Here is a 21,435-nt window from a genome sequence, read left to right as displayed (position 1 = left end):
ACCCTAGTCCGTGCCGCCGCCGTCCCCCCGGGGAATCGACGCGTCGCCGCTCAGGCCTCGTCGCGGGCGAGCGCGAGCAGCCGGTCCAGGACGCGGGGTCCGCCGGCCCGTACGCCGTCGTGCTCGAACTCGTCGGTGACCCAGGTGCGCAGGCCCCGGATCGTGCGGGCGGTGCTCAGCGCGTGGCCGGTGTCCACGTACATGTCGTCGTGGTAGACGGCCGCGGCGGCCGGGACCTCGTTGCCGGAGAGCCGGGCGGGGTCGTACAGCGGTGTCCAGTCGGTGCGGGCGGCGAGGAGTTCGGCGGTCTCGCGCAGCGGGCGCAGCGCCGGGTCGCAGTCGAACATCCAGGGGTGGATGGACTCGCCGGTGAACATCAGCGGTTCGTCGCCGGCGAGGGCCTTCGCGGCGTCGAAGCGCGGGAACTCGGCGCGGACCCGCTCGGCGGACCAGTTCGTCGGGCGCGCGTCCTGGCCGTAGATGGCCTCGTGAACGAGGGCGTAGAGCGGGTGGCCGGCGTACGACAGCAGGCTCTGCGCCTGCTCCTGGAACGCGTCGGACAGCTCGTGCCCCCCTGGGGTGCGGACGAAGGCGTCCTCCAGAAGGAAGTGCAGGCGGTGGCTGCCCTCGCCACCGCCGAGGAGGATGCCGAGGGACTGGAAGGCCTCGGTGGTGAGCCGGTAGCCGTTCGGCAGGACGACGTCGTGGGTGAGCAGGTGGTCGGCGATGCGGCGGGCGCGCTCGACGTCCTGCGGGTAGCGGGCGTAGTGCGCGGCGACCTTGCGCTCGATGCGCGGGTAGGCGGCCCGGTAGACGTCGTCGGCGTGGGCGTCCAGGGAGGGCAGGCCGCCGGTGATCAGGGCGGTGCTCAGGCCCTCGGGGGCCAGCGACAGGTAGGCGACGGTGCAGAAGCCGCCGAAGCTCTGACCGAGGACGGCCCAGGGGGCGCCGCCGGTGACCTGGGGGCGGATCGTCTCGCAGTCGCGGACGATGGCGTCGGCGCGGAAGTGGGTGAGGTAGTCGGCCTGCTCGGCGGGGCCGCCGCGCAGCGGAAGCGTCTGGCGGCTGGCGGGCGTGGAGGCGCCGGTGCCGCGCTGGTCGAGGAGGAGTACGCGGTACTCCTTCAGGGCGCGGCCGAACCAGGCGGGGCGGCCGATGAAACGGTTCGCCCCGAAGCCGGGTCCGCCCTGGAGGTAGACCAGCCACGGCAGGTCCTGGTGTGCCTTGTCGCTCGCGACGGCCTCACGGGCGTACAGCTCGATCGTCTCACCGGAGGGGTTCGCGTGGTCGAGGGGCACGGTGAAACGGCGGTCGGTGAGGACGACGCCGGGCTGACGGTAGCTGAGACGCAACGGGGCTCCCGGGACGGATGGATCGCACGGACGGGTCGTACGGACAGGTCGTACGGACGGGTCGTACGGACAGGTCGTACGGACGGGTCGTACGGACGGATTCTTTCGGCCGTGTCCCAGTTCAGCACATGGTTCTGCGGTCGCCGACCCCCGGGATCACGAAATCGTGCTGAACGACGGGTCAGCGTGCGGCGAGGCTGGATCGCCGTACCACCAGTTCGGGCTGGAGCACGACCCGCCGGTGCGGGTGGACCCGGTCCGAACCCTCCAGCTCCGTCTCCTCCAGGAGCAGCCCGGCGGCCATGGCGCCCATGGTCACCGCGGGCTGGCGCACGGAGGTCAGCGGGACCGCCGCGGCGGCGGCGAACTCGATGTCGTCGTAACCGACGATCGCGAGGTCCCCGGGGACGTCGACCCCGGCCGCGTACAGGGCCTGCAGGACGCCGAGAGCGAGCAGGTCGTTGGCGCAGAAGACGGCGGTGGGCCGGTCGGCGAGACCGAGGAGGCGGGCGCCGGCGTCCCGGCCCGCGGCGACGTCGAGGCGTTCGGTGGGCAGTTCACGCAGCGCGTCGGGGCCCAGCCCGGCCTCGGCGAGCGCCCGCAGGGCGCCGGTACGGCGGTCGCGCACCTGGTTGAGACCGGGCGGGCCGCTGACGTAGGCGATGGATCGGTGTCCGGCGTGCACCAGGTGACGCACCGCCAGGGCGCCGCCCGCGATGTCGTCGACGGAGACCGAGCACTCGGTGGTGCCCTCGGCGACCCGGTCGACCAGCACGAAGGGGATGTTGTGGCGCCGGAAGCCCTCGATGTTGCGGCCGGTGGCGTCGGCCGGGGTCAGCAGGACGCCCCGGACCCGCTGCTCGGCGAAGAGCGAGAGGTATTCGGCCTCCTCGCCGGGGTCCTGGGCGCTGTTGCAGACCATCACGCCGAGCCCGGCGTCGCGCGCCGCCCGCTCGGCGCCGCGCGCGACGTCGACGAAGAAGGGGTTGCCCATGTCCAGGACGAGCAGGCCCATGATCCGGCTGCGGCCGGCCCGCAGCTGGCGCGCGGACTCGCTGCGGACGTAGCCGAGCCGGTCGATCACGGCCTGCACGCGCGCGCGGGTCCCCGTCGCGACGGTGTCGGGGCGGTTGATGACGTTGGAGACCGTGCCCACGGAGACTCCGGCGGCGCGGGCGACATCCTTGATACCCACCGAATGGGCCATCGGGCAGGGACCTCCAGGGTCGGACCGGAAAACTACGCACCAGGGACGCGGGGGCGGCCGGAGGGCCTTCACATTACCCGCGCCGCCGTGGGAGGACCTCCGTCAGGGGCGGGCGGCCGAGGCCCGACTCGCCGACCGTGGTCTCCCCCTGCCTCGATATGCCGACTACCCTGCGCTTCATCCGATGATCACGCTGTTCGGGGTGATCGTGCGAGCTGATCGACCACAAGGAGCCGCGATGCGTGTCGCCCTGTTCCTGACCTGCGTCAACGACACGCTCTATCCGGACACCGGCCGTGCCGTGGTGAGGCTGCTGACCAGACTGGGCGTCGACGTCGACTTCCCGATGGCCCAGACCTGCTGTGGTCAGGCGCACTACAACACGGGGTACCGGCACGAGGCGGAGCCGCCGGCCCGGCACTTCGCCGACGTCTTCGCACCCTACGACGCGGTCGTGACGCCGTCGGGCTCGTGCGGCGCGATGGTGCGGGAGCTGTATCCGCGTATGGGCGAACGGGCGCGGGCCGAGGGACGCGGGGACAACCTCGCGGCGACCCTGGCACCGGTGGTGCCGAAGACGTACGAGCTCACGGAGTTCCTCGTGGACGTGCTGGGGGTGACGGACGTGGGGGCGTACTACCCGCACACCGTGACGTACCACCCGACCTGCCACGGGCTGCGGAGCCTGGGCCTCGGTGACCGGCCCCGGCGGCTGCTGGAGGCGGTGAAGGGGCTGGAGCTGGTCGAGTTGCCCGGCGCGGAGGAGTGCTGCGGCTTCGGCGGCACCTTCGCCGTGAAGAACGCCGACGTCTCGGCGGCGATGGGCGTGGACAAGGTGCGCAACGCCGAGTCCACCGGCGCCGATGTGCTGTGCGCGGCCGACAACTCCTGCCTGATGCACATCGGTGGGACCATGACACGGCTGCGGACCGGCATGCGGCCGGTGCACATCGCGGAGATCCTGGCGGGCACGGAGGAGGCGGCGACCGTATGAGCGGGACGTATCTGGGGATGCCGGCGTTCCCCGCCTTTCCGGAGGCGGCACGCGAGGCCGTGCACAACCCGACGCTGCGCGGGAATCTGCGCCACGCCACGCACACCATCCGGGAGAAGCGGGCCCGCGCGGTCGCGGAGCTGGACGACTGGGCACAGCTGCGCGAGGCCGGGAAGCAGATCAAGGACCACACGCTGCGCCATCTCGACCAATACCTGGTCCAGGTGGAGGAGGCGGTCACGGCGGCGGGCGGGACCGTGCACTGGGCCGCCGACGCCGAGGAGGCCAACCGGATCGTCGCCCGGCTGGTCAAGGAGACCGGCGAGCGGGAAGTCGTGAAGGTCAAGTCGATGGCGACGCAGGAGATCGGCCTCAACGAGGCTCTCGAGGCGGAGGGCATCCACGCCTACGAGACCGATCTCGCCGAACTGATCGTTCAGCTGGGCAAGGACCGGCCGTCGCACATCCTGGTGCCGGCGATCCACCGCAATCGCGGTGAGATCCGGGACATCTTCCGCTCGGAGATGGGCGAGTGGGGCCGCCCGGCGCCGGACGACCTGACCGACACGCCCGCCCACCTCGCCGAGGCGGCCCGGCTGCACCTGCGGGAGAAGTTCCTCCGCGCCAAGGTCGGCATCTCCGGCGCCAACTTCGTCGTCGCCGAGACCGGCACACTGGTCGTCGTCGAGTCCGAGGGCAACGGCCGGATGTGCCTGACCCTGCCCGAGACCCTGATCTCCGTCGTCGGCATCGAGAAGATCGTGCCGAGGTGGCAGGACCTGGAGGTCTTCCTGCAGACCCTCCCCCGCTCCTCGACGGCCGAGCGCATGAATCCGTACACGTCCATGTGGACCGGCACCACCGACGAGGACGGCCCGCGGGTCTTCCATCTGGTCCTGCTGGACAACGGCCGCACCGACACCCTCGCCGACGAGGTCGGCCGCCAGGCCCTGCGCTGCATCCGCTGCTCGGCGTGCCTGAACGTCTGCCCCGTCTACGAGCGGGCGGGGGGTCACGCCTACGGCTCGGTGTATCCGGGCCCGATCGGCGCCATCCTCAGCCCCCAGCTCAGGGGCACGGGAAGCGAGGTCGACGCCTCCCTGCCGTACGCGTCCTCGCTCTGCGGCGCCTGCTACGAGGTGTGCCCGGTCGCCATCGACATCCCCGAAGTCCTGGTGCACCTGCGGGAGCGGGTGGTGCAGGGCGGGCCGGCCGTCCGGCAGGGCAACAGGGTCGTCCTGCGCCCGGCGAAGGGGCATGCCGCCGAGCGGGCGGCGATGCGGGCGGCACAGTGGGCGTTCACGCGCCCGGGCGCCCTGCGGACCGGCCAGCGGCTGGCGTCGCGCACCCGTCGCCTGCACCCACGCACCCTCCCGGGACCGGGGCGGGCGTGGAGCGGCAGCCGGGACCTTCCGGAGGTGCCCGCGGAGCCGTTCCGGGACTGGTGGCAGCGCACGCGCGGTGGAAAGGACGGGGCGAAGTGAACAGCGGCGGCAGCAGGGAACGCGTTCTCGGCCGCGTGCGGCGGGCACTCGCGGACGTGCCGCACGACGACCCGCCGTACGAGCGCGCCGTCGCGCGGGACTACGCGCGCGAGCACGGGCGGCGGACCGTCGCGGAGACGGTGGAACTGCTCGCCGAGAACCTGGCGGAGTACCGGGCGATCGTGCACCGGTGCGCGGACGGGGAGTTGCCCGGACTGCTGGCGCGGCTGCTGGCCTCGCACGGCTCGCGGAGCGTGGTGGTGCCGCCCGGGTTGCCGGCGGAATGGCTGGGCGCCGTCGACGCGACCCGGGTGCACGACGTGGCGGCGAGCACCCCGCAGGAACTCGACCGGGTCGACAGCGTGGTCACGGGCTGCGCCGTCGCCGTCGCCGAGACCGGGACGATCGTCCTGGACGGCTCCTCCGGCCAGGGCCGCCGCCGCATCACCCTCGTCCCCGACCACCACATCTGCGTCGTACGGGTGCCGGACCAGGTGGTCTCCGCAGTGTCCCAGGCCCTCGGACGTCTGGATCCGACGCGCCCGTCGACCTGGATCTCCGGTCCTTCGGCGACCAGTGACATCGAACTGGACAGGGTCGAGGGGGTGCACGGTCCGCGCACCCTGGAGGTGGTGCTGGTGGGCAGGTGAAGCGGGGCATCACCACGCCGTGGCCGTCGAGGGCGATGGAGCGGGGTTCGGCGAGCCGGGCTGTTCCGCCGGGCATGGCGGTCGACGTGGGGCACGCGGCCCGGGGTGTCACTGGGTACACCCCCCGATACGGGCTCTGCGCCCAGTGTGGCGCCGCCCCCGGCTCCGTAGCGTCGTCGGCGAGGCACCGCACAGGGCGTGCCGCACGGAAGGTGATGACGATGTTTCGCTCCGGCGCACGAGACGATCACGACCGGGGCCCCGCCCCCGAGGCCCTCCGGCTCGTCAAGGTGACCAGGACCTACGGCACCGCGGAGAACGCCGTGACCGCCCTGGACGGCGTGACACTGAGCCTGGGGCGCGGCACGTTCACCGCGGTGATGGGGCCGTCGGGCTCGGGCAAGTCCACGCTGCTGCAGTGCGCGGCGGGTCTGGACCGGCCGGACAGCGGCGTCGTGTGCGTGGACGGCAAGGAGCTGACGGGGGGCGGCGAGGCGGAGCTGACGAGGTTCCGGCGCGGCCGGGTCGGGTTCGTGTTCCAGCAGTACAACCTGCTGGAGACTCTGACGGTCGCGCAGAACACGGTGCTGCCGCTGAAGCTCGCCGGGCGCCGTGTCGACCGGAAGCGGGCCCGGGAGATCCTCACCACGGTGGGTCTCGGTGACCGGCTCGGTCACCGTCCCGACCAGCTCTCCGGCGGTCAGCGGCAGCGGGTGGCGATCGCCCGCGCCCTGGTCACCGAGCCCCGTGTGATCTTCGCGGACGAGCCCACGGGCGCGCTCGACACGCACAGCGCGCGGCAGGTGATGCTGCTGCTGCAAGAGGCGGTGCGGGTACACGGCCGGACCGTGGTGATGGTGACGCACGACCCGGTGGCCGCCTCGTACGCCGACTCGGTCGTCTTCCTCGCCGACGGACGGCTGGCGAGGCGGATGGACGCCCCCACCCCGGACGCGGTCGCGGAGCGGCTGGCGCACCTGGGCGACGACGTTCCGGCGGGGGTGTGAGCGATGTTCGTACTGGCCCTGCGGTCGATCCGGCGACGCCCCGGACGGTTCCTCGCGACACTGCTGTCCGCCTTCCTGGGCGCGGCGGTCATCATGGTGTTCAACTCGATGCACGACACGGCCGGACAGGACGGCGTGGACTCGGTCAGCGCGGACACGCTGGGCACCGCGGCGGGGGTCGTGGGTGGTTACGGGACCTTGCTGGTGTTCTTCGCGGTGGCCTCCACGCTGACGGTCAACGTGCGTCAGCGCAGCGCCGAAATGGAGTTGCTGCGCTGCTCGGGCGCGACCCCCGCCCAGATCGGGCGGATGGTCGTGGGTGAGGCGGTGGCCGTGGCCGTGGTGGGCGCCGTGCTGGCGATCGGTCCCGCGACGCTCGGTGGGCGGGCGCTCCTTGACATGTTCCAGGACGGCGGCCAGGTGGCGCGCTCCGTCGAGTACTCTTTCGGCCCGATCGGGCTGATGAGCGGTGTGGGCATCACCCTGCTCGCGTCGGCGGGCGCCGCGTTCCTGGCCGTGCGGCGCCTGACGCGGGGCAGCCGGGAGCGTGCCGGGGCCAAGCGGTGGCTGGCGTACGCCGCGTTGGCCACCGGTGCCGCGGGTGCCTGTGCCACCTTCCTGTTCTCGGCGACGGACGAGGCGCTGATGGCGCCGCCGGCCTACGGGGCGATCCTGCTGGCGGTGGGCCTCGCGCTGCTGGCGCCGCGGCTGCTGAAGAGTGTGCTGAACCGGCTGCCGCTGAACGGCGCGAGCGGCTGGCTGGCCGTGCGCAACCTGCGCGAGCGTGCCGATCACCTCGCCGGGATCCTGGTGTCCCTGATCCTGTTCACGGCGGTGTCGACGGCGACGGTCACCATGCAGGCGGTGGAGAGCGACGCGGTGAAGGCCTCCGGCCTGGTCAAGTCGGTCGACGCGAAGAACCTGGAGACGCTCAACCTCACGGTGGTCGGCATCGTCGCGGTGTTCGTCTGCGTGATGCTGGTCAACTCGCTGTACGCGGCGACGACGTACCGCTCCCGTGAGTTCGGGCAGCAGCGGCTGGCGGGGGCGACGCCCGGGCAGGTGCTGGGCATGGTCGGTGCCGAGGGCGTGATCCTGACGGTGACCGGGGTGTTCTTCGGCACGGTGGCCGCGCTGGCGGGGTTGGTGCCGTTCACGGTCGTGCGTACCGACGCGGTGCTGCCCGACCAGTTCCCCGGCGTTTGGCTCACGATGGTGGCGGTGTCGGCGGCGGTGACGCTGGGGACGAGCCTGGGAACGGCCCGGCGGGTGCTGCGTACGCCGGCGGTCGGGGCGGTGGCTCTGGCCGCATGAGCCGGGAACCGCGAGAGGGGGTGGCCGTCGCGACGGCCACCCCCTCTCGCGGTTCCCGGCTGTTCGCCGACCCGCCGGACCCGTCCTGGTCCGCCTTGGCGTACTCCTTGGCCATACCTCCGGCGAAGTCGTACACCACGCACTGTTCGTCGCCCACCACCCAGGCGTCGTGACCGGGCGAGCAGACGAACACGTCGCCGGGGCCCACCTCGCTCTCGGCTCCGTCGTCCATGTGGACGCGCATGCGTCCCTGGGCCACGTAGCAGTTGTGGTGGTTCATGCAGCTGACGGTGGGATCTCAGCGCGGCGCGCCGCACAGGCGGGCGAATCGGGCGGCGTCCACGTTGCCGCCGGAGAGGATCACGCCGACGCGGCGGGGCAGCGGGCCGGCGCGGCCGGTGAGGAGGGCGGCCAGCGGGGTGGCGCCACTCGGTTCGAGGACGGTCTTCAGCCGCTCGAAGGCGAACCGCATCGCGTCCCGGATCTCGTCGTCACCGACGAGCACGACCCCGTCGAGCAGCCGCCGGTTGAGGGAGAATGTCAGCTCGCCGGGAGTGGGCAGGGCCTGGCCGTCGGCGATGGTGTGCGGGACCGGGACGGTGACCCGCCGGCCCGCCTCCAGGGAGCGCCGGGTGTCGTCACCGGCCTCGGGTTCGACGCCGATGACGCTGGTGCCGACGTGCAGGCCCTTGACCGCCGTCGCGCTCCCGGCGATCAGTCCGCCGCCGCCCACCGGTGCGATCAGCGCGTCCAGTGGTCCGGTCTCCTCGACGAGTTCGAGGGCGGCCGTGCCCTGTCCTGCGATGACGTGCGGGTGCTCGTAGGGCGGGATGAGGCTCAGCCCGCGTTCCGCCGCGAGGGCCTCGGCGAGGGCGACGCGGTCGCCGGTGTAGCGGTCGTAGGTGACGATCTCGGCGCCGTAGCCGGCCGTGGCGTCCCGTTTGGAGGGCGGCGCGTCCTCGGGCATGACGATCACCGCGGTGGTGCCCAGTTCGCGCGCGGCGAGGGCGACCGCCTGGGCGTGGTTTCCCGAGGAGTAGGCGGCGATGCCGCGGGAGAGCCGCTCCGGCGTGAGGCGGGAGGCCGCGTTGTAGGCGCCGCGGAACTTGAAGGCGCCCACCCGCTGGTGGTTCTCGCACTTGAGGAAGACCTCGGCGCCGACGAGGGCGTCCAGGGTGCGCGAGCGCAGCACCGGGGTGCGGTGCGCGACGCCCGCCAGGCGGGCCGCGGCGGAACGGACGTCGTCGAGGGTGACCGGCGGGATGGTGGTCGTCACGCGTGTCCTCCAGCGGGGTCGGGGTCGGGGTCGGGGTAGGCGGCCGGGCCGGTCGCGGCGCGGGCCCGGGAGAGGTAGTTGTAGGCCGAGGCCCGGGAGATACCGAGCCGGGCGGCGACCTGCTCGACCGATCGGCGTACGGCGAACACTCCGCGTCCGTCCAGGTCGCGGAAGAGCTCCAGGCGCTGTGCGCGGTCCAGTGCCGCCCAGCTCCGGTCCCGCAGCGGGTGGGCGTCCAGGACCGCGTCGACCACCGCGTCGATGTCGTCGCCGAAGGTGGTCGCCGGTGCGTCGGCGGGGGCGCCCGCGGCGCCGGCGAGGGCACCGAGCAGGGCCTGGGCCCGGTCGACGGCGGTGACGTCCAGGTTGACGCACAGGGCGCCGAACACCGCGCCGGTGGAGTCGCGCAGCACCATGGTGGAGGACTTCAGCAGGGTGCCGCCGCCCGTCCGCGTGACGTGGTTCAGCTCGTCCCGCGCCTCGTCGCCGCGGGCCAACACGCGCATGCCGATCTCACTCATCGCGCCGCCCACCGTGCGCCCGGTCAGCGACCCCGCGACGGCCACGACCGACCGCTCGGGGCGGCGGTAGTCGTGCAGGACCACCTCGCAGACCGGGCCGAACGTCGCCGCGATCCCGTCCACGACGGGGCGCAGCGCGGCGAGGACGGCGTCCCGTTCGGCGTCCGGGGCCGTTTCACTCACCGGATTTCTCCCTACTGGAATCACCACCGGGCCGAGACTACACGTCCAATGGCTGGACTGACAGTCCAAGTGCGCCGAGTCCAGCCCGTCCTCTGTTTGACATTGTCATCTCATCTGATCATGCTTCTACTAATGAATTAACGAAAGCATGGAAGGTGACGTGGTCGAGTACCGGATCGATCGGCAGAGCGGCATCCCCGCCTACGTGCAGATCGTGCGGCAGACCGAGCAGGCACTCCGCATGGGTGTGCTGCGGGTCGGGGACAGACTCCCGACGGCCAGGGAGGTCGTCGCCGCCACCGCCATCAACCCCAACACCGTGTTCAGGGCCTACCGCGACATGGAGCAGGCGGGCCTGGTCCGGTCGCGGCGCGGGCTCGGCACCTTCGTGACGCGGTCGCTGGCGCGGCCCGGCGCGGAGGAGGACTCGCCCCTGCGTACGGACCTCACCGAGTGGGTCGCACGGGCCCGGTCGGCCGGACTGGAGCGGGACGACGTGCTCGCCCTGGTCACTGCGGCTCTAAACCAGCACGAACACGAGCACGAGCCGCACGAGCGACACGAGCAGCACGAGCGACACGAGAACGACCCGGACGACCGGGGACGGAAACAGGAGGACGCATGACCGGGCCAGACGAGCCCGCCGCGCTGCACGCCACGGACCTCGGGTTCCGCTACCGGGCACGCGGCGACCGGGCCCTGCGGGACTGCGGGTTCACCGTGCCCCGCGGCCGTATCACCGCCCTGGTCGGCCGCAACGGCGCGGGCAAGAGCACGCTGCTGCACCTGGCCGGCGGACTGCTGCGGCCCACGCACGGCGAGATCCGGGTGCTGGACACCACCCCGGGTACGGCCGCGGCGCGCACCCGGGTCGCCCTGCTCACCCAGGACAGGCCGCTCTACCCCCGTTTCACCGTGGCCGACACCCTGCGCATGGGCGGCAAGCTGAACTCCGTGTGGGACCACCCGGCAGCCGAGCGGGTCGTACGGGAGGGCGGCATCGCACCGACCGCCCGCGTGGGCGAGCTGTCCCCCGGGCAGCGGACTCGGGTGGCGCTCGCCCTGGCCCTCGGCAAGCGGCCGGAACTCCTGCTGCTGGACGAGCCGCTCGCCGACCTCGACCCGGTGGTGCGCGGCGAGATCATGGCGACGCTGATGACCGAGGCGGCGGAGCGCGAGGTGAGCATCGTGCTGTCCTCGCACGTCCTGCCCGACCTGGAGCAGACCTGCGACTGGGTGCTGCTGCTGCGGGCCGGGCGGGTGGAGCTGAGCGAGGACGCCGACGCGCTCCGCGAGAGCCACACCCTGGTCAGCGGACATGTCGACCAGACGTCGGCGCTGCGGGAGCACACCGTGGTGCACCGCCGTACGCAAGGACGGCAGCTGACCGCCCTCGTACGGCCGCGTGGCCCGCTCCGCGGGGACTGGCACGCCGAACGGCCCGGCCTGGAGGAGATCCTGCTCGGCCACCTCCGGTCCGGTGCCGACAGCAGCCCCGGCGTCGGCAGCGCTCCCGGTGCCGACAGCACGAAGGAGGCGGCGGCGTGAGGGGCACGCTGTGGCTGGCCTGGCGCCAGCAGCGGGCACTGGTCGTCTGCGGCGCCGTGGTCCTCGTGGCCGCCGCCGCGCTCGCCGCGTACTTCCGTTCCGGCATGCTCGACGACCTGCGCAGCGGGCTGTTCGACCACTGCGGCCCCGGACCGCTGTACTGCGGCCGGCCCGAGGACGGGCTGCCCCAGTTCCTGGACGTCGAACCGCTCAGGCTGCTCGGCGCGCTCAACATCGCGCTGCCCACCCTGATCGGCATGTTCTGGGGCGCGCCGCTGCTGGGTCGCGACCGGGAACTGGGCACCCACCGGATGGTCCTGACCCAGGGCGTCGGCCGCGCCCAGTGGTTCGCGTCCCGGTTCGCACTCGCCGCGGCGGGCACCGTGGCACTCTCCGGGAGCCTGGCCCTGCTGTTCCGCTGGTGGTGGGAACCCGCCGCCAACCGCAGCTACGGCGTCTTCTGGTACGAGGCCTCCGCACTGACCGGCTCCGGCCCCGCCACCGTCGCCGCCGCGCTGTCCGGCCTGGCCGTCGGCACCCTCGCCGGGCTGCTGACCCGCCGGGTACTGTCCGCGATGGCCTGGACGCTGCTGGTCACGGCGGCGGTGACGGTTCTGGTGCAGTGGACGCACCGGGCCCGCCTGCTGGTCCCGCCGCACCGGTACGTCAGCGACGGATGGCAGCCCAAGCCGCCGATGGGCGACAAGTGGTCCACCGGGCACTACGGCATGGTCACGGCGTCCGGCCGCCACGAGGACGCCCTGAACTGCCCCCACCCGTCCGGCCGCGAGCTGATGGAGTGCATGTCCCAGCACGGCTACGTCGCCCGCTTCTACGAGGCGAACCCGGCCGGCGACTACTGGACGTTCCAGTGGTCGGACACGGCCCTCCTCGGCGGCCTCGCCCTCGCACTCACCGCCGTGACGGTCCTGTTGCTCCGCCGCCGGGTCTGACACCGTCTCCCGCATCCTCCTCACACCGTCGTCCCAGCCCCCTCACGCACGGAGGTCGACCGCCCATGCCCAAGGACGCCAAGTCCCCGAAGAAACTGCGCAACAACCGCGCCGCGCTCACCCACAAGGTCGGGTACGCGCTGCGCCACCCCGAACGCGTCGGCCCCTATGTCCGCCGGGCCGGCCGGGACGCGTGGCTGCGGATCAAGCATCCGGACCATGTCGGCTACTACCGGGCCGTGATGGCCTCCGACACCCGACGCAACCCCGAGGCCGCGGTGGGCAGCCAGACCCACGACCGCTGGCTGGCGCTGGGGCAGATGCAGTTCGAGTACCTGGTCGAGCACGGGCTGCGCCCCGAGCACCGCATGCTCGACATCGGCTGCGGCAACCTGCGCGGCGGCTGGCGCTTCATCGACCACCTCGACACCGGCCACTACTACGGCATCGACATCTCGCCGGACATACTGATCGCCGCCAAGAGGACCCTGAGCGAGCACGGGCTCCAGGCCAAGCTCCCCCACCTGACCCTCACCGGAGACCTGAGGCTGGAGTTCCTGCCCGACGACCACTTCGACGTCATCCACGCGCACAGCGTCTTCTCGCACTCGCCGCTGAGCGTCATCGAGGAGTGCCTCGTCCACGTCGGCCGCGTCCTGACCGCCACCGGGTTCTTCGACTTCACCTTCGACCGCACCGAGGGCACCGAACACCAGGTGCTCCGCGAGGACTTCTACTACCGCACCGACACCCTGCTCGCGCTGGCCCGCAGGCACGGGCTGCACGCGCGGTTCATGGAGGACTGGGAGAAGCGGCCGCACGGCCAGTCGAAGATCCGCGTCAGCCGTTCGCCGCTGCCGTCGTAGACGGCGGACCGGGCGGTGGCGACACCCCGGGGCCGGACCGTGCGTCCGGCCCCCTACGGGCGCGGATCGGTGCGCCGCCAGCCGGACCGGGCGTCCGCGCCCCGGCGGCCGGCCGCGGCGGCGCAGCGGGTGCACACCCGGCGTACGGCGTCGGCCGCGCCGCCGGACTCGGGCAGCACGTCGGTCCAGGTGACGGCCGGGAACCGGGACAGCTGCGAGCGGTGGAGCGACAGGCCGCACACGGTCTGGTTCATGCCCTGCTCCCACGCGTGCACCTCGCCGGCCGGCAGCCAGCGGTTGTCGTCCTCGTCCCACCAGCGACCGGAGGCCGCCACTTCGTAGCGTCGTGTCCTCGCCATCGGCTCCGCCCGCCGCCTTCCTCTCCCGCGTCCCCCTCCCCCGCTCCTCCGGCCCCCTGAGCCTCGTCCGTCCCGGGTGCCCCACTGAGGAGACGCCCACACGCCCGTACCTCCTCCACGCACCTCGGCACGTACCTCCTCCACGCACCTCGTCGCGTACCTCCTGCTCGTACCTCCTCCTGTGTGATCACTCCGCAAGTCCTGCAGATTTCGGCTGTTTTGTCTGCTTAGCATGCGGGGTCCGCGCATCGCGGGTCGGCGCCACCGCGCGACGGGACCCGGGCACGGACGGCGCACCCCGGCTCGCCCCGCCGCGAGTACCCCGTGTCGGCGTGCGTGGGGCGACCGCCCGGGGCCCACCCGGTTCCCCGTGCCGTTCGCCCATGGACCGCCCGCCCCGTACGAGAGGACAGCAGATGGCGCCCACGGGCCGTCACAGCTCACTGGCCGAGCACGCCTTCTCCCCGCACGACGCCGTGCTGGGCGCCGCCGCACGGCACCTCGGCCGCCGGCGTTTCCTCACCGTCACCGCGGCCGCCGCCGCGCTCGCCTTCTCCACCAACCTGCCGGCTCGCGGCGCGGTCGCCGCGCCCCTGCGGGCCGCGCGGATCAGCAGCGACCCGTTCACCCTCGGCGTCGCCTCCGGCGATCCCCTGCCGGACTCGGTACTGCTGTGGACCAGGCTGGCGCCGGAGCCGTTCCTGGAGGACGGAGGGATGGGCACGGAGCGGGTCACGGTCGAGTGGGAGGTGGCCCTCGACGAGTACTTCGCGGTCGTCCTCTTCCGGGGCACCGCCGAGGCACACGCCGAGTACGCGCACAGCGTGCACGTCGACGTTCAGGGTCTGACACCGGGCTCGGTGTACTACTACCGCTTCCGTACCGGTACCTGGATCAGTCCGACGGGCCGCACCCGCACCGCGCCGCCGGCCGGCAGCGCGGCCTCGTCGCTGAGACTGGCGGCCGTCGCCTGCCAGGCCTACCAGGACGGCTACTACACGGTGCACCGGCACCTCGCCGAGGACGACGTCGACGTGGTCTTCCACCTCGGCGACTACCTGTACGAGTACGCGGTGAACCCGGCCGGCGGAGAGCGCCGCTACACCGACATCACGCTGCCCGACGTGTTCAACCGCGAGACCATGACCCTCGCGGACTACCGCATGCGCTACGCGCTCTACAAGAGCGACGAGGACCTGCGGGCCGCGCACGCCGCACACCCGTTCGTCGTCACCTGGGACGACCACGAGACCGAGAACAACTACGCCGACAGCATCCCGGAGAACGACATCCCGCCGGACCAGTTCCTGCTGCGACGGGCGTCCGCCTACCGCGCGTACTGGGAGAACCAGCCCCTGCGCGCCGCCCAGCTGCCCCAAGGGCCCGACGCGCAGCTGTACCGCCGGCTGCACTGGGGCACGCTCGCCCAGTTCGATGTCCTCGACACCCGCCAGTACCGCTCCGACCAGGCGTACGACGACCGGCCGCACGCCCCCGGACCCGAGTCGGACGACCCGGCGCGCACCATCACCGGCGCCGCGCAGGAGCAGTGGCTGCTCGACGGCTGGCAGAGCTCGGCCGCGCTGTGGAACGTGATGCCCCAGCAGGTCTGCTTCTCCCAGCGCAAGTTCGACGTGACCGCCGACGCCGCACTGTCCATGGACGCCTGGGACGGCTACCGCGCCTCACGCGAGAGGGTCGTCGCCGGTGCGAAGTCGGCCGGGGTCGACAACTGGCTGATCCTCACCGGCGACGTGCACGTGGGCTACGCCCTCGACGTCAAGGACGACTTCGACGACCCCGCGTCCGCCACCGTCGGCACGGAGATCACCTGCACCTCGGTGGCCAGCGGCCGGGACGGCGTGGAGCAGCCCGCCAACTGGGACCTGTACATGCGGGCCAACCCGCACATGAGGTTCTACAACGGCAGACGCGGCTACGTCCGGGTCGGACTCGACCGCCAGGCCGCCCGCCTCGACTTCCGGACGGTCTCCGCCGTCAGCACGCCCGGCGCTCCGATCACCACGGCCGCGTCCTTCGTCACCGAGGCGGGCGCCCCGGGGTTGAAACCCGCCTGAACCCGGCCCGAAAGCGCGTTCGCGTACTGCACTTGGCACCCACCGCGTCCCCCATAGCGCGAAAGACGCCCGGCTCCGGCGTCGCCGCCCGGCTTTCCGGCAAGGACTGTGACTTCGCCGCTTCGCACCGTGATCCACGGTCATCCACCGATCCCCGCTGTCTCGCACAGCCCTCGAAGGAGGCACATCGCATGGTCGGCAGACATGCCGCGCGCAGCCGCCGCGCCGCCCTGACCGCGCTCGGCGCCCTGGTCCTGACCGCACTTCCCTCGGCCGCGTCGGCCGCGCCCCCGCCCGCCCCGGAGCCGCAGCAGCCCGTCGCCGCCCGGACGCTCGGCGCCGACAAGCCGTCGGCGGACGTACTGCGCGCGATGGAGCGCGACCTGAAGCTGACGCCGCGGCAGGCGGCGGCCCGGCTGGTCAACGAGGCGGAGGCGGGCACCCGGGCGGGCATGCTGCGCAACACGCTGGGCGACCGCTTCGCCGGGGCCTGGGTGAGCGGCGCGGCCTCCGCCGAGCTGACCGTCGCCACCACCGACGCCGCGGACACCGCCGCCATCGAGGCGCAGGGCGCCAAGGCGGCGGTCGTCGAGAAGGGGCTGAGCGAACTCCGCGCGGTCAAGGAGAGACTGGACGCCGCCGCCGTCCGTACGCAGACCGCCGAGACACCGGTCTGGTACGTCGACGTGCGGACCAACCGGGTCGTGGTCCAGGCCACCAGCCGGTCGGCCGCGTCGGCCTTCGTCGAGGCGGCGGGGGTCGAGGGCCAGGACGTGGGCGTCCGCGTCTCGCAGGACCGGCCGAGGGTGCTGGAGGACCTCGTCGGCGGCGACCCCTACTACATCAACGACGTTGCCCGCTGCTCGGTCGGGTTCTCCGTCACCAAGGACGATCAGCAGGGCTTCGCCACGGCCGGTCACTGCGGTGACCCGGGCGACACCACCACCGGGTTCAACGAGGCGGACCAGGGCGCCTTCGAGGCCTCGACCTTCCCCGGCAAGGACATGGCCTGGGTGGGGGTCAACGCCGACTGGACCGTCACCCCCGACGTCAGGGCGCAGGACGGCCGGACGGTGCGGGTCGCCGGCTCGGTCGAGGCGCTCGTGGGTGCCTCCGTGTGCCGTTCCGGCTCCACCACCGGATGGCGCTGCGGTGTGATCCGGCAGCACGACACGAGTGTCAGCTACCCGGACGGCATCGTCGACGGGGTGACCGAGACGACGGCGTGCGCCGAAGGCGGGGACTCCGGCGGCCCCTTCGTCGCGGGCACCCAGGCGCAGGGCACCACGTCCGGCGGCACCGGTGACTGCACGAGGGGCGGGACCACCTTCTATCAGCCGATCAACCCGCTGCTCAGCGACTTCGGCCTCACCCTGACGACCACCTCCGCCTCGACGGGAACGCCCGCGCCGCAGGACAACGCGGCGGCCGACGCGTGGGCCGCGGGCCGGGTCTACGAGGTCGGGGCCACGGTGTCCCACGCCGGCCTGCGGTACCGGTGCCTGCAGAACCACCAGGCGCAGAGTGTCTGGTCGCCGGAGAACACGCCTGCCCTGTGGCAGCGTGTCTGATCTGATGGACGGTGAGCCGCCGCACCGCGGCTCACGCGCGCGGGGCCCGCTGCCGACGGCGGCCCCGCGCCTTCGCGCCTTCGCGCCTTCGTCATTCGGTCATTCGTTCGTTCGGTCGTTCGGTCGTTCCTCGGCGAGGAACGCGTAGGCGGCGGCCATGAACGGGTCGCGGGCGCGGAAGCGCCGGGTGCACACCGCGGCCAGCGCCGTGCCGGTGTCCGGCCGGAACCCCAGGAACGCCTGCTGGCCGAGGGTGGCACCGCTGTGGAAGTACATCGGCCCGCCGTCGGTGGGGTGCCGGAACCACGCCACCGTGTGCACGTGCCGGTGCCCCGCCCCGCGCCTCAGCACCGGGGTCCGTACCGCCCGCAGCGCGCCGGCGGCCGGTGAGCCGGCCGGGTCGAGGTGGGCCTCTAGGAAGGTGAGCAGGTCGTGCGGGGTGGACCGGACGGCCCCCGCCGCCTGGAAGCCGCCCGCGTCGAAGGCCGGTACGGGGGTGCGGCCGTCCTTGCGGTGCCCGGTGGCGTCGGTCTTCTCGTCCTCCGCGCGCAGGGCCGTACCGCTCAGGCCGAGGGGGCGCAGGACCTGCCCGGTGAGCAGGTCCTCCCATGCCGTGCCGGTGACGGCGGCGACGGCGTGTCCGAGCACGGACACTCCGTAGTTGGAGTAGCGCCAGCGGGTTCCGGGGCGGTGCCTCGGCCGGTGGCTCAGGAAGGTGTCGGTCAGCCGATCGGCCGGGCAGCGGGCGTAGGGATTGGTGCGCCAGGCGGGCAGGGCCCGTAGGACGAAGCCGGCCGGCAGGGCGGGCAGCCCCGACGTGTGGGTGACGAGGTGGGCTAGCGTCGCGGGGTCGGGGCCGACCGGCCGAGCGGGATCCAGGCAGGCGGCGGCCGGTTCGCCCCCGGTGAGCACACCGCTGCGGATCAGCCGGGTCAGCAACAGTCCGGTGAGCGTCTTGGAGGCCGACCCGATCTCGTAGCGCAGGTCCTCGCGGGAGACGGTGGGGGGCGGGGTGGTGCCTCCGCTGTGGAGGGTGCGCCGGCCGTGCCGGGAGACGGCGAAGACGACATCTGGTGCGTCGGAGACGTCGACGGCGTTGGCCAGCCGTTCCCGCAGGGCCGCCTCCTCGGCGGGTCCGTGGGGGCGGGACTCCGGCGGGGTGGCGTCCTCCTCGTCGGCCGGATCGCCCGGCCAGGTCGTCGGACGGCCTGTCATGAGCCGCTGTGCGCCAGTTCGGTGAGGGCGCGGGAGGTGGCCAGCAGGGAGGCGAAGGCGGCGACCAGTGTCGAGTGGTAGACGACGTCGAACACGGCCTCCGGGTCGCCCTCGGGCATCGTCCGTATCGCGGGCATGGCGCCGTCGGGCTGCTGCGCGGCGGCGAAGCCCCGCCAGGCGGACTCGTCGAGGGTGGGCCGGGGCAGACAGGCGTCGACGACGAGGAGCTCGCCGAGCAGGTCCCAGCGTTTCAGGTCCAGCCAGTCGTCGATCCAGACCGGTAGCCAGGTGGCGAGGTAGTCGGCGATCGGGGCCGGCAGGCCGTCGGGGTCCTCGCCCCAGTCGGTGAGGTGGAAGACGGTGTGCGTGATGTCGTAGGCGGTGTGGCCCTCGACCGTCCAGGGTTCGGGTGTGCCGGCCAGCCAGGTGGTGCCCACCAGGTCGGCCTCGGAAGGCCGGGCCGGCAGGCCGAAGCGGCGCTGGAAGGCGGCCAGGCCCAGGCGCCGGGTCGGCGTCACCGGGATGCGCCTGAAGCTGTCCAGCCGGTGGTTGAGGACTGTGGCCCGCTCCACCTCGGGCTGGCTGTAGCCGAGCTCCTTGAACGGCAGGTACACCTCGAAGGGGATCGGTGAGAACGGCTCGACGCGCTGCGCGCGCACCAGCATGCGGCCCCCGTCCAGGGTTTCGCGCCAGGTGTGGTCGAGCAGTTGGCGGGCCAGCTGCGCCTGCCGGGATCCCGCGACGCCCTCGCGGAAGAGCACCTTGCAGACGAGGGCGAGTTCACCGATCGGCTTGAAGCGTTCGAGGAAACCGATCTCGGGGTCGACGTCCGGCTCCAGCCGGAAGCCGTCACGGTGGGCCCACAGCCACTCCAGGGCACCGGCCCCGACGCGGTGGATCAGGCGGGTGTCCGTCATCTCGGCACTCCTTGTCCGACGTGGTTCACGTCCCTCAGCCGTGCCGTGGTGAGGGACGCCGCGAACGCGGCCATCAGAGTGGAGTGGTAGCAGTCGGTGAAGGCGTAGGGCTCCGCGCTGCCGGCGGCGCCGGCGGTGTCCTGCACGGCGCCCTCCTCGGGGATCGCGCCGGACACGTGCTGCGCCGCCGCGACGCGGTGCCAGGCGTCCTCCAGAGCGGCCGGGTCCGGCGGACGCGGCACGCTCGCCGCCACCGCCAGCAGCTCGCAGCTCAGGTCCCACATCCGGGCCTCCAGGCAGGTGTCGAGCCAGGGCGGCAGCCAGTGCAGCAGGTAGTCCGCCAGGTCCGCCGGCACCCCCTGGGGGTCGTGTCCCCATTCGGTGAGGTGGAAGACGACGTGGGTGAGCGCGTAACCGGCCGCGCGCTCGAAGGTCCAGGGTTCCGGCAGTCCGCCGAGCCAGGTGCGGCCCAGTGCCTGCGGCACGCGGCCGTGCGGGCTCAGGCCACTGCGCCGCTCGGCCTCGATGACGCCGAGCCTCCGGGTGGGGTACTGCTCGGTCACCCGCCAGCCGCGGGTCCGGGCCACCACGGCCGCGGACGCCTCGTAGCCGGTGTGCCGGTGGCCGGCCGAGGCGAAGGCCGCGTACACCTCCAACGGGTAGGACGCGAAGGGCTCCAGAGACTGCATCAGCAGGAACAGCTCTCCCCGGCGGGTCTGCTGCCAGGCGAAGTCCAGCAGGTCTGACGCGCGGGTGTGGAGCGGGTCCGACGGTGGAGTGCCCGCGGACACGGCCGCGCAGACCTGGGCCAGTTCGCCCAGGGGTTTCCAGGTGTGGTTGACCTGGCCGTCGGCGGCCAGCGCGTCGTCACCGAGCGCGAAGCGGTCACGATGGTCCCACACCCAGGCCAGGGCGGCCTCCTCGACCGCCCGGACGTTCACAGCGACACCACGGCCGGCATCAGCCGGGCCGCCTCCAGTTGCAGGGCCACCCGCGGGTCGTTGCCGCCCATGAGCCGTACGAAGTCGAGTCCGGCCTCGAGGCCGAGGGTGTCGGGCACGCCGTCCAGGAGGGTGAGCCAGCGTCCGGCGCCGGCGGCCTGCTGCCAGTCACGGCGGCGGACCGCCCGTACGAAGCCGCGGGCGACGTCCACCGGACGGCGCCGGGCCACACGGGTCACCGCGCACTCCTCGCCGGGCAGCGCGAGCGGGGCGAGTACCGCGAGCTGGTGGGTCAGCAACTGCCAGCCCGCGTCGTCGAGCCAGCCGGCGCCGGGTTCGGCGGCCGGGTCGTCGGCGAGCGGGTCGGTCAGCGGCTGCTCGAGCCGGCGCAGGGCGCGGGCCATCGCCCAGTGGCTCCATACGACGGTGGGGGCCGCTTCGGCGCGCGGCGGATGGGTCGCCACGGCGTCCTTGAACACGGTGAGCTGTCCGGGATCGGGCGCGACGCGCAGGAGGGCGGTGGGCAACAGCACGTCGGCGCCCAGGACCCGTACCGCCGCGACGGCGACGCCTTCGCCCGCGCCGCTTCCCGCCAGGGTGCCCCCCGCTCGCACGTGGTCTCCGCTCCGAAGAGCGGAGACCACGTCGGAAGCGAGGTCCAGCACCGTCCCCCGGAGAAGGGCTGACGTGCTCGACTGCTCCATCTCAATGCTCCCGTCGGTCCGTCAGCCCTTCTTCGGGCGCGGGGTCGGCGGCGAGAGCAGCAGCTTGCCACCTCCGGCCTGCAGGGCGAGCGCGGCGCACTCGCGGCTGTCGCGGAAGACTCCGTCGGGCTCGGCGGGGTTCAGTGCCGCTTCGATGTCGATGTTCTCGGTGCGGACTTCCTCGAGCACCTTGTCCTTGGAAGGCATTTCACCATCTCCCTCTGGTAGCCGAAGGCCTTCACACCACAGGTGTCCGGGAAGTCACAAAACATGCCCGCCTTCTCAAATTTCCCAG

General features: G+C 72.9%; 20 protein-coding genes and 2 pseudogenes. 11 read left to right on the top strand and 11 right to left on the bottom strand.

From position 1 onward, the window contains the following. Positions 1-50: 50 nt before the first annotated feature. Together ABEA26_RS17570 and ABEA26_RS17565 are read right to left on the bottom strand one after the other, a co-directional pair. On the bottom strand, positions 51-1,352 hold the full coding sequence (locus ABEA26_RS17570; protein ID WP_345593377.1) for an alpha/beta fold hydrolase: 1,302 nt from the start codon (positions 1,350-1,352) through the stop codon (positions 51-53). A 181-nt stretch (positions 1,353-1,533) separates the two neighbouring features. Continuing rightward, a complete protein-coding gene (locus ABEA26_RS17565; protein ID WP_345593376.1) occupies positions 1,534-2,559 on the bottom strand; it encodes a LacI family DNA-binding transcriptional regulator in 1,026 nt (341 codons plus the stop codon). A 238-nt stretch (positions 2,560-2,797) separates the two neighbouring features. Between ABEA26_RS17565 and ABEA26_RS17560 the strand changes: the two genes are divergently transcribed. From ABEA26_RS17560 to ABEA26_RS17540, 5 genes are all read left to right on the top strand, one after another. Continuing rightward, complete coding sequence (locus ABEA26_RS17560; protein WP_345593375.1) at positions 2,798-3,553, top strand: (Fe-S)-binding protein; 756 nt, start codon at positions 2,798-2,800, stop codon at positions 3,551-3,553. Beyond that, complete coding sequence (locus ABEA26_RS17555; RefSeq protein ID WP_345593374.1) at positions 3,550-5,037, top strand: LutB/LldF family L-lactate oxidation iron-sulfur protein; 1,488 nt, start codon at positions 3,550-3,552, stop codon at positions 5,035-5,037. The genes ABEA26_RS17560 and ABEA26_RS17555 overlap by 4 nt, the downstream gene beginning before the upstream one ends. Beyond that, entirely contained in the window at positions 5,034-5,687 is a 654-nt protein-coding gene (locus tag ABEA26_RS17550; RefSeq protein WP_345593372.1) for a LutC/YkgG family protein, read from the top strand. Before ABEA26_RS17555 ends, ABEA26_RS17550 begins: the two co-directional genes overlap by 4 nt. Positions 5,688-5,902: 215 nt before the next feature. Next, complete coding sequence (locus tag ABEA26_RS17545) at positions 5,903-6,694, top strand: ABC transporter ATP-binding protein (protein ID WP_345593371.1); 792 nt, start codon at positions 5,903-5,905, stop codon at positions 6,692-6,694. 3 nt (positions 6,695-6,697) lie between these two features. Continuing rightward, a complete protein-coding gene (locus tag ABEA26_RS17540; protein WP_345593370.1) occupies positions 6,698-8,008 on the top strand; it encodes an FtsX-like permease family protein in 1,311 nt (436 codons plus the stop codon). An 88-nt stretch (positions 8,009-8,096) separates the two neighbouring features. On the opposite strand, the pseudogene ABEA26_RS17535 reads toward ABEA26_RS17540, so the two are convergent. The 3 genes and pseudogenes from ABEA26_RS17535 to ABEA26_RS17525 form a co-directional block, all read right to left on the bottom strand. Continuing rightward, positions 8,097-8,300, bottom strand: a pseudogene (locus ABEA26_RS17535) (cupin domain-containing protein); the annotation flags it as partial. Positions 8,301-8,306: 6 nt separating this feature from the next. Beyond that, the gene (locus ABEA26_RS17530; protein ID WP_345593369.1) at positions 8,307-9,284 is read right to left on the bottom strand and encodes a pyridoxal-phosphate dependent enzyme; all 978 of its coding nucleotides are present in this window, start codon (positions 9,282-9,284) and stop codon (positions 8,307-8,309) included. Continuing rightward, positions 9,281-9,988, bottom strand: a complete 708-nt coding sequence (locus ABEA26_RS17525; protein ID WP_345593368.1) for a helix-turn-helix transcriptional regulator — start codon at positions 9,986-9,988, stop codon at positions 9,281-9,283. The genes ABEA26_RS17530 and ABEA26_RS17525 overlap by 4 nt, the downstream gene beginning before the upstream one ends. Positions 9,989-10,136: 148 nt before the next feature. Between ABEA26_RS17525 and ABEA26_RS17520 the strand changes: the two genes are divergently transcribed. From ABEA26_RS17520 to ABEA26_RS17505, 4 genes and pseudogenes are all read left to right on the top strand, one after another. Beyond that, positions 10,137-10,613: a GntR family transcriptional regulator gene (locus ABEA26_RS17520; RefSeq protein ID WP_345593367.1), complete on the top strand. Its 477-nt coding sequence runs from the start codon at positions 10,137-10,139 to the stop codon at positions 10,611-10,613. Next, positions 10,610-11,110, top strand: a pseudogene (locus ABEA26_RS36370) (ATP-binding cassette domain-containing protein); the annotation flags it as partial. The gene ABEA26_RS17520 and the pseudogene ABEA26_RS36370, both read left to right, overlap by 4 nt. A 422-nt stretch (positions 11,111-11,532) precedes the next feature. Then, positions 11,533-12,489, top strand: a complete 957-nt coding sequence (locus ABEA26_RS17510) for an ABC transporter permease (RefSeq protein ID WP_345593363.1) — start codon at positions 11,533-11,535, stop codon at positions 12,487-12,489. Between the two features lie 65 nt (positions 12,490-12,554). Continuing rightward, entirely contained in the window at positions 12,555-13,355 is an 801-nt protein-coding gene (locus ABEA26_RS17505) for a class I SAM-dependent methyltransferase (protein ID WP_345593362.1), read from the top strand. Positions 13,356-13,408: 53 nt separating this feature from the next. Here the strand turns inward: ABEA26_RS17505 and ABEA26_RS17500 are convergent, their stop codons facing one another. Next, positions 13,409-13,714, bottom strand: coding sequence for a hypothetical protein (locus tag ABEA26_RS17500; protein WP_345593361.1), 306 nt, complete (start codon positions 13,712-13,714; stop codon positions 13,409-13,411). A gap of 416 nt (positions 13,715-14,130) precedes the next feature. Between ABEA26_RS17500 and ABEA26_RS17495 the strand changes: the two genes are divergently transcribed. Both ABEA26_RS17495 and ABEA26_RS17490 read left to right on the top strand, forming a co-directional pair. After that, positions 14,131-15,792 (top strand): alkaline phosphatase D family protein, encoded by a 1,662-nt coding sequence (locus ABEA26_RS17495; RefSeq protein ID WP_345593360.1) that lies wholly within the window; start codon positions 14,131-14,133, stop codon positions 15,790-15,792. 191 nt (positions 15,793-15,983) lie between these two features. After that, entirely contained in the window at positions 15,984-17,363 is a 1,380-nt protein-coding gene (locus ABEA26_RS17490) for an alpha-lytic protease prodomain-containing protein (protein ID WP_345593358.1), read from the top strand. A 99-nt stretch (positions 17,364-17,462) separates the two neighbouring features. Here the strand turns inward: ABEA26_RS17490 and ABEA26_RS17485 are convergent, their stop codons facing one another. Genes ABEA26_RS17485 through ABEA26_RS17465 form a run of 5 tightly spaced genes read right to left on the bottom strand, consistent with a single transcriptional unit; the run spans position 17,463 to position 21,347 of the window. After that, the gene (locus ABEA26_RS17485; RefSeq protein WP_345593357.1) at positions 17,463-18,578 is read right to left on the bottom strand and encodes a serine hydrolase domain-containing protein; all 1,116 of its coding nucleotides are present in this window, start codon (positions 18,576-18,578) and stop codon (positions 17,463-17,465) included. Continuing rightward, positions 18,575-19,495 carry a DUF6895 family protein gene (locus ABEA26_RS17480; RefSeq protein ID WP_345593356.1) on the bottom strand — a complete coding sequence of 307 codons (921 nt, stop codon included), beginning with the start codon at positions 19,493-19,495 and terminating at the stop codon, positions 18,575-18,577. Before ABEA26_RS17480 ends, ABEA26_RS17485 begins: the two co-directional genes overlap by 4 nt. After that, positions 19,492-20,436 carry a DUF6895 family protein gene (locus ABEA26_RS17475; RefSeq protein WP_345593354.1) on the bottom strand — a complete coding sequence of 315 codons (945 nt, stop codon included), beginning with the start codon at positions 20,434-20,436 and terminating at the stop codon, positions 19,492-19,494. The genes ABEA26_RS17480 and ABEA26_RS17475 overlap by 4 nt, the downstream gene beginning before the upstream one ends. Next, positions 20,433-21,140, bottom strand: coding sequence for a hypothetical protein (locus tag ABEA26_RS17470; protein WP_345593353.1), 708 nt, complete (start codon positions 21,138-21,140; stop codon positions 20,433-20,435). Before ABEA26_RS17470 ends, ABEA26_RS17475 begins: the two co-directional genes overlap by 4 nt. A 21-nt stretch (positions 21,141-21,161) precedes the next feature. Continuing rightward, positions 21,162-21,347 (bottom strand): hypothetical protein, encoded by a 186-nt coding sequence (locus ABEA26_RS17465; RefSeq protein ID WP_279565553.1) that lies wholly within the window; start codon positions 21,345-21,347, stop codon positions 21,162-21,164. Positions 21,348-21,435 lie beyond the last annotated feature (88 nt).

The sequence above is a fragment of the Streptomyces marokkonensis genome (assembly GCF_039539045.1).
GTDB classification, from domain to species: Bacteria; Actinomycetota; Actinomycetes; order Streptomycetales; family Streptomycetaceae; genus Streptomyces; species Streptomyces marokkonensis.
Note: the sequence above shows the minus strand (reverse complement) of the source record. Positions and strands in the feature narration are given on the sequence as shown.

Excerpts from the sequence above, each read along its gene's own strand:
- ABEA26_RS17540 (WP_345593370.1), top strand. The coding sequence starts at position 6,698 with ATGTTCGTACTGGCCCTGCGGTCGATCCGGCGACGCCCCGGACGGTTC.
- ABEA26_RS17500 (WP_345593361.1), bottom strand. The coding sequence starts at position 13,714 with ATGGCGAGGACACGACGCTACGAAGTGGCGGCCTCCGGTCGCTGGTGG.
- ABEA26_RS17555 (WP_345593374.1), top strand. The coding sequence starts at position 3,550 with ATGAGCGGGACGTATCTGGGGATGCCGGCGTTCCCCGCCTTTCCGGAG.
- ABEA26_RS17495 (WP_345593360.1), top strand. The coding sequence starts at position 14,131 with ATGGCGCCCACGGGCCGTCACAGCTCACTGGCCGAGCACGCCTTCTCC.
- ABEA26_RS17505 (WP_345593362.1), top strand. The coding sequence starts at position 12,555 with ATGCCCAAGGACGCCAAGTCCCCGAAGAAACTGCGCAACAACCGCGCC.
- ABEA26_RS17565 (WP_345593376.1), bottom strand. The coding sequence starts at position 2,559 with ATGGCCCATTCGGTGGGTATCAAGGATGTCGCCCGCGCCGCCGGAGTC.
- ABEA26_RS17560 (WP_345593375.1), top strand. The coding sequence starts at position 2,798 with ATGCGTGTCGCCCTGTTCCTGACCTGCGTCAACGACACGCTCTATCCG.
- ABEA26_RS17470 (WP_345593353.1), bottom strand. The coding sequence starts at position 21,140 with ATGGAGCAGTCGAGCACGTCAGCCCTTCTCCGGGGGACGGTGCTGGAC.
- ABEA26_RS17545 (WP_345593371.1), top strand. The coding sequence starts at position 5,903 with ATGACGATGTTTCGCTCCGGCGCACGAGACGATCACGACCGGGGCCCC.
- ABEA26_RS17485 (WP_345593357.1), bottom strand. The coding sequence starts at position 18,578 with ATGACAGGCCGTCCGACGACCTGGCCGGGCGATCCGGCCGACGAGGAG.
- ABEA26_RS17480 (WP_345593356.1), bottom strand. The coding sequence starts at position 19,495 with ATGACGGACACCCGCCTGATCCACCGCGTCGGGGCCGGTGCCCTGGAG.
- ABEA26_RS17490 (WP_345593358.1), top strand. The coding sequence starts at position 15,984 with ATGGTCGGCAGACATGCCGCGCGCAGCCGCCGCGCCGCCCTGACCGCG.
- ABEA26_RS17465 (WP_279565553.1), bottom strand. The coding sequence starts at position 21,347 with ATGCCTTCCAAGGACAAGGTGCTCGAGGAAGTCCGCACCGAGAACATC.
- ABEA26_RS17520 (WP_345593367.1), top strand. The coding sequence starts at position 10,137 with ATGGAAGGTGACGTGGTCGAGTACCGGATCGATCGGCAGAGCGGCATC.